This is a genomic window from Xanthobacter sp., from assembly GCF_041911315.1.
Lineage (GTDB): Bacteria > Pseudomonadota > Alphaproteobacteria > Rhizobiales > Xanthobacteraceae > Xanthobacter > Xanthobacter aminoxidans.
The window spans coordinates 65385-71384 of the sequence record NZ_JAYRPE010000047.1 but is presented as its reverse complement, the minus strand read 5'-3'; the positions used below and the strand labels follow the sequence as shown (position 1 = coordinate 71384).

Here is a 6000-nt window from a genome sequence, read left to right as displayed (position 1 = left end):
TCGCCGCCTGCCGGCCATGGCGCTCCGCGGCGGCGCGGGCGGCCTCGGCCTTCAGCACCTGATCCACCGAGGGGAGCAGGCGCAAGGGCGGGGCGGGGGAGAGGGCCACGGCGGCTGGTGCGTTCGCCATCATGCCGCCCTCAATAACCGAGGAGGAAGGGATTGAAGGCGGCGCGCCGGTAGGGGCCTTCCTTCTGCTTGATGTCGAGGCCAAGGCTCGCCACGTCGTCGGCCACCGGATCGAGCCCGTCATCCTGGGCGAGGTAGAACACCTTGGAATAAGCGTGGCAGGTGTCGCAGGTCTCGGCCTTCACCGCGCCGTTGCCGCCCTCCACCTCCTGATAGCCTATGCCGGCGGTGGAGCCGCAGGCGGTGCAGCGCACCCGCACGAAGTTCCACAGCGTGCCGCACAAAGCGCAGGCGCAATAGCGGGCGCCATGGGAGGTGGGCCAGTTGACGATGAGGCTGCCCACCGGCGGCCCGCCGCAGGTGGGGCACACGCCGTCGCCCACCGGCACGAGGCGGGAGGCGTCGAGCTGGGACGCGAGGCGGGCGAAATGGGCTTCCAGCGCCGCCGCCACATAGAGGTGCTCGGCCAAAGCTTCCTCGGGGAGGGAGGAGGCGAGCACGTTGCGGATCATCTCGCCGCGCGCCACGTCGGAGGCCATGCGCACCCGCTCCAGCGCGGTGCGGGCGGCTTCGGGCTGCTCGATCTTGGTCGCCTCCGCCAGCGCCCGCTCGAACAGGGTGTCGAAGGCGGCATCGCTGGTGAAATGGCTGCGGTCGAGGGGCGGCATCTCGTTGGCGCGGGCGCGCTCCACCTGGGCGGCGTCCACCGGCTCGGGCGCGGGCGTCGCGGCGACGGCGGCATGCTGCGCCTCGCAGAGCCCGGCGAGAAAGGTGAGGTAGGGCGCAAGGGGATGGTTGTGCGCCAGATGCCGGAACCGGGCCGCGCGCCGCGCGAACAGGGTCGAGGGGTCCGGCAGATACGCGAAGGTCGGGGCCGTCACGCCCTCCAGCACGGAGGGATCGGGAATGGGCGCCGACGCGGGGCCGAAGGTACGCGACATGATGACCTCACGAACCTCACGGGTCACGTGCACCGGACAAGAACCCCCCGGTCGCTCGCGGCGGCCGGGAGGCCATTATAGGGGTAAGCGCTATTCCGCGGGAGTCCCGCGGGTGCCCGACTTGCGGGAGCTGACCAGCTCGCGGAACCACTTCCGGTGGTGCCGCCACGCCCAGCCGCCCGTCACCTGCCCCTTGGTCATGGCGCTGATGGTGCCCTTGACCCAGATGGCGGCGTAGACGTGGACGATCCACACGCAGATGATCGCCACCGCCGCCAGCGCATGCACCAGAAGCGCGATGCGCTGCTGCTCGATGGTGGTGTAGGTGGCGAAATAGGCCTGCCAGATCACCACGCCCGAGGTGATGAGCACCATGATGAGCAGGCTCATGCCCCAGAACACCAGCTTCTGCCCGGCATTGTACTTGCCGAGTTCGGGCAGCTTCTCCTCATGGCCGGCGATGACGTCGCGCAGGCGGCGCATCCAGGTGCCGTCCTCGCTCTTCCAGAGGTTGGCCTTCCAGAAGCGCAGGAACATGCCGGCGAAGGAGAAGAAGAGCACCACACCGATCCAGGGATGGATGGTGCGCGTCAGCTGCCCGCCGCCGAACAGGCCGGTGAGGAAATAGAGGCTGGGGTGGAACAAGGCGAGGCCCGAAATCGCCAGCAGGATCAGGCTGATGGCCGTCACCCAATGGTTGATGCGGGCGCCCACCGTGTAGCGGTCCACCTGCACCGGGCGACCCGGATGAACCGCGTCGCCTGTCTCCAGATCGTAGGGTGCGCTCATGAGCGGCCTCCGGACGACAGCTTTTCAGCCGCCAGCTTCTCGGCGTTCGCCTCGTCTTCCGGCGACACCTTGTTGGCGCCGTTGACGAGGTAGTGCAGCGCGCCGGCGAGGGCGGCGAAGCCCATGACGCCGAGGCCCACATATTTGGTCACGCCCTTCCACGCCTCGACGATGGGGCTGATGCGCGGATTGTCCGGCAGGCCCGCATAGATCGAGGGCTTGTCGGCGTGCTGCAGCACGTACATGACGTGCGTGCCGCCCACGCCGGGCGGATCATACAGGCCCGCATTCTTGTAGCCGCGGGACTTCAGATCCTTGATGCGGCCCTCGGCCCACTGCTTCATCTGCGTCTTGGTGCCGAAGACGATGGCCTGGGTGGGGCATGCCTTCTGGCAGGCGGGACCCTGGCCGACCGCCACGCGGTCCGAGCACAAAGTGCACTTGTAGGCCTTGTGATCGACCTGCGAGATGCGCGGGATGTTGAAGGGGCAGCCCTTCACGCAATAGCCGCAGCCGATGCACTTGGCGTGGTCGAAGTCCACGATGCCGTTGGAATACTGCACGATGGCGCCGGGCGCCGGGCAGGCCTTCAGGCAGCCCGGATCGGCGCAATGCATGCAGCCGTCCTTGCGGATGAGCCATTCGAGATTGTCCGTCTCGGGGTTCACCCACTCGGTGAAGCGCATGAGCGTGAGCGAGGCGGGCGTCAGGTCCGGCGGGTTGGTGTAGGTGCCGTTGAAGGTGCCGATCTCCTCATGGAGCTCGTTCCATTCGAGGCACGCCGCCTGGCAGGCCTTGCAGCCGATGCACTTCGACACGTCGATGAGCTTGGCCACCGGCTCCTTGAACTCGACCTGCGAGGGGGAACCGGAGGCCGAGCGGCGGACGAGGTCCGCGTCGCTCAGCTTGGGCGCCACGGGGGCGGTGGTGGGGTTCGGAATCGGAGGAAACATGCTGGTTCTCCTTTTCCTTACGCCACCGGCCCGGTGGAGGGCTCGATGTTGACCAGGAACGCCTTGAACTCCGGCGTCTCGATGTTCGCGTCACCCACGAAGGGGGTCAGCACGTTGGCCGGGAAGCCCTTCTTGGCGGCACCGACGAAGCCCCAGTGGATGGGGATGCCGACGATGTGCACGGGCTTTCCGTCCACCATCAGCGGACGGATGCGCTTGGTCACGTAGGCCTTGGCGAAGACCGAGCCCCGCTTCGACCACACGCGGACCCAGCCGGCGTTCTGGATAGACTTCTCCTTCGCCAGTTGCTCGGAGATTTCCACGAAGAACTCGGGCTGGAGCACCGAATTCACGTGGTTGTTCTTCGTCCAGTAATGGAAGTGCTCGGTGAGCCGGTAGGAGGTCGCCGCATAGGGGAACTCCTTCGACGCCACGTCCGCGAACTGGGCGAAGTCGTCCTTGAACACGCGCGCCACCGGGTTGCCCCGCACCTTGGGGGCGATCAGGTTGGCGACCGGGCTCTCGAACGGCTCGTAATGCACCGGGAACGGTCCGTCCCGCATCATGCCCCTTGTGAACAGGCGGGAAACGCCTTCCGGGTTCATGATGAAGGGGCCCACATCCTGCGGCTTGGCGGTGGGGGCGATGTCGGGCACGTCGTAGCCCGTCCACTTGGCCCCGTCCCACCACAGCAGCTTGCGGGTGTCGTCCCACGGCTTGCCGTCGATGTCGGCGGAGGCGCGGTTGTAGATGATGCGCCGGTTCGCCGGCCAGGCGAACGCCCACTTGAGGTAGGCGCCGGTGTCGTCGGGATCGGAATTGTCCCGGCGCGCCATCATGTTGCCCGCCTCGGTGTAGCAGCCGGTATAGATCCAGCAGCCGGCCGCGGTGGAGCCGTCATCGCGCAGGAGGCCGAAGCTCGCGAGCTGCTTGCCGGCTTCCAGCACCTTCTTGGTCGGGTCGTTGGGATCGAGCACGTCGGAAAGGACGGAGCCGTTCATCTCCCTGGCAAGCTCGTCCGGCGAGGGCTCGTTCGGGTCCTTGTAGTTCCACGTCAGGTTGACGATCGGATCGGGGAACGCGCCGCCGTCCTTCTTGTACATCTCCTTCAGGCGCAGATGGATCTGCGCCATGATGTAGGTGTCGGGCTTGGCATCGCCCGGAGGGGTGCCGCCGGCCCAGTGCCATTGCAGCCAGCGGCCGGAATTCACCAGCGAGCCGTTGTCCTCGGCGAAGCAGGTGGTGGGCAGCTGGATGACTTCCGTCTGGATCTTGGACGGATCGGCCTGGTTGTAGACGCCGTGGTTCTCCCAGAAGCGTGCGGTCTCGGTCTCCAGCGGGTCCATGACCACGAGCAGCTTGAGCTTGCCGAGCGCCTCCGCGAGCTTGGCCTTGTTGGGGAAGGCCTGCAGCGGGTTGAAGCCCTGGCAGAAGTAGATGTTCATCTTCCCCTGCTTCATCAGCTCGAACGCGCGCAGCACGTCATAGGCCGGCACGTCGAGCTTCGGCAGGTAGTCATAGGCCCAGTTGTTGTCCGCCGTCGCCGATTGACCCCACATGGACTTCTGGAAGGAGACGAAGAACTTCTTGTAGTTCTGCCAGTAGCTCATCTGGTTGGGACGCAACGGCTTGAAACCGCGCGTCGACATGTAGGCGTTGAAGTCCGGCTCCTTCTCCGTCGGGATCGTGAGATAGCCCGGGATCAGATTGGACATCAGGCCGAGGTCGGTGAGGCCCTGGATGTTGGAATGCCCGCGCAGGGCGTTCATACCGCCGCCGCGCACGCCGATATTGCCCAGGAGAAGCTGCAGCATCGCCATGCAGCGGATGTTCTGCGAGCCCTTGGAGTGCTGGGTCCAGCCGAGCGCGTACATGGAGGTCATCGTCTTGGTGGGCGACGAACACTCCGCGATCATGGACGCCACCTTCAGGAACTTGTCCTTGGGCGTGCCCGTGATGCGCTCGACCATCTCCGGCGTGTAGACGGAGACGTGCTGCTTCAGAAGATTGAAGACACAGCGGGGATGCTGGAGGGTTGCGTCCACGACCGCATAACCGTCGGGGCCGATCTCGTAGTCCCAGGTGGAGCGGTTGTAGTCCCGCTTCATCTCGTCATAGCCCGTGAACAGGCCGTCCTGGTACCCGAAACCTTCCTTGACGATGTAGCCGACGTTGGTGAACGCCTTCACATAGTCCCACTGAATCTTGTCGTTCTGGATGCAGTAGTTGATGACGCCCAAAAGGAAGGCGATGTCGGTGCCCTGCCGGATCGGGGCGTAATAGTCCGCCACCGCGGCCGAGCGCGTGAAGCGCGGGTCCACGACGACAAGCTTCGCGCCACGGGAGGCCTTCGCCTCGGTGACCCATTTGAATCCGCACGGGTGCGCTTCGGCGGCATTGCCGCCCATGATGACGACCAGATCCGTGTTCTTGATGTCAGTCCACGAATTGGTCATCGCGCCACGGCCAAAAGTTGGGGCGAGACTCGCCACCGTCGGGCCGTGTCAGACGCGTGCCTGATTGTCGAAAGCCAGAATTCCGGTTGAGCGCACCACCTTGTAGGTGGCGAACGCGGTTTCGTTGGTGGTGGCGGAAGCGGCGAGGAAGCCGGTGGTGAGCCAGCGGTTCACCGTCACGCCGTCATTGTTCTTGGCGATGAAGTTGGCGTCGCGGTCCGCCTTCATGGCCTTGGCGATCTTGTCGAGCGCCTCGCCCCAGGAAATCTTCTCGAACTTGTCGGAGCCCGCGCGCCGGATCATGGGCTGCTTGAGGCGCTGCTCGGACTTCACGATGTCCAGCAGGGCCGCGCCCTTCGGGCAGAGCGTGCCGCGATTGGTGGGGTGGTCGGTGTCACCCTCGATATGGGTAATGTCCGCCTTCTCGCCCTTGGCGAGATTGCCCTTGGAGAAGATGAGGATGCCGCAGGCCACCGAGCAGTAGGTGCAGGTGTTGCGCACCTCGGTGGTGTTGACGAGGCGGAAGGGCTTGATGGTGGAGGCCAGGGCCTCCTCGATGGGACCGAATCCCAACGCGCCCAGCGTTGTTCCCGCCACGCCCGCGCCCGCCGTTTTCAAAAACTGGCGCCGCGAGAGCTCCATGTTCATCGAAGGAAGCCTCCGACCTTGCGTGCCCCGACCGGGGACGGTTTCGGACGGCCTTGGGGCCGCTCCGGGAGCTGGATCACCCAG

5 protein-coding genes are annotated in these 6000 nt (G+C 65.7%); all 5 read right to left on the bottom strand.

The features are described from left to right. Positions 1 to 130, bottom strand: a 130-nt coding sequence (locus ACE3QW_RS14550; RefSeq protein ID WP_374252086.1) for a hypothetical protein, incomplete at its 3' end; no start/stop codon positions are given. Positions 131 to 140: 10 nt separating this feature from the next. After that, positions 141 to 1070 (bottom strand): formate dehydrogenase accessory protein FdhE, encoded by a 930-nt coding sequence (gene fdhE, locus ACE3QW_RS14545; protein WP_374252078.1) that lies wholly within the window; start codon positions 1068 to 1070, stop codon positions 141 to 143. 90 nt (positions 1071 to 1160) lie between these two features. Beyond that, the gene (locus ACE3QW_RS14540) at positions 1161 to 1859 is read right to left on the bottom strand and encodes a formate dehydrogenase subunit gamma (protein ID WP_374252076.1); all 699 of its coding nucleotides are present in this window, start codon (positions 1857 to 1859) and stop codon (positions 1161 to 1163) included. After that, complete coding sequence (gene fdxH / locus ACE3QW_RS14535) at positions 1856 to 2812, bottom strand: formate dehydrogenase subunit beta (protein ID WP_029557144.1); 957 nt, start codon at positions 2810 to 2812, stop codon at positions 1856 to 1858. Before fdxH ends, ACE3QW_RS14540 begins: the two co-directional genes overlap by 4 nt. Positions 2813 to 2829: 17 nt before the next feature. Further along, a complete protein-coding gene (fdnG, locus tag ACE3QW_RS14530; protein ID WP_374252073.1) occupies positions 2830 to 5916 on the bottom strand; it encodes a formate dehydrogenase-N subunit alpha in 3087 nt (1028 codons plus the stop codon). Positions 5917 to 6000 lie beyond the last annotated feature (84 nt).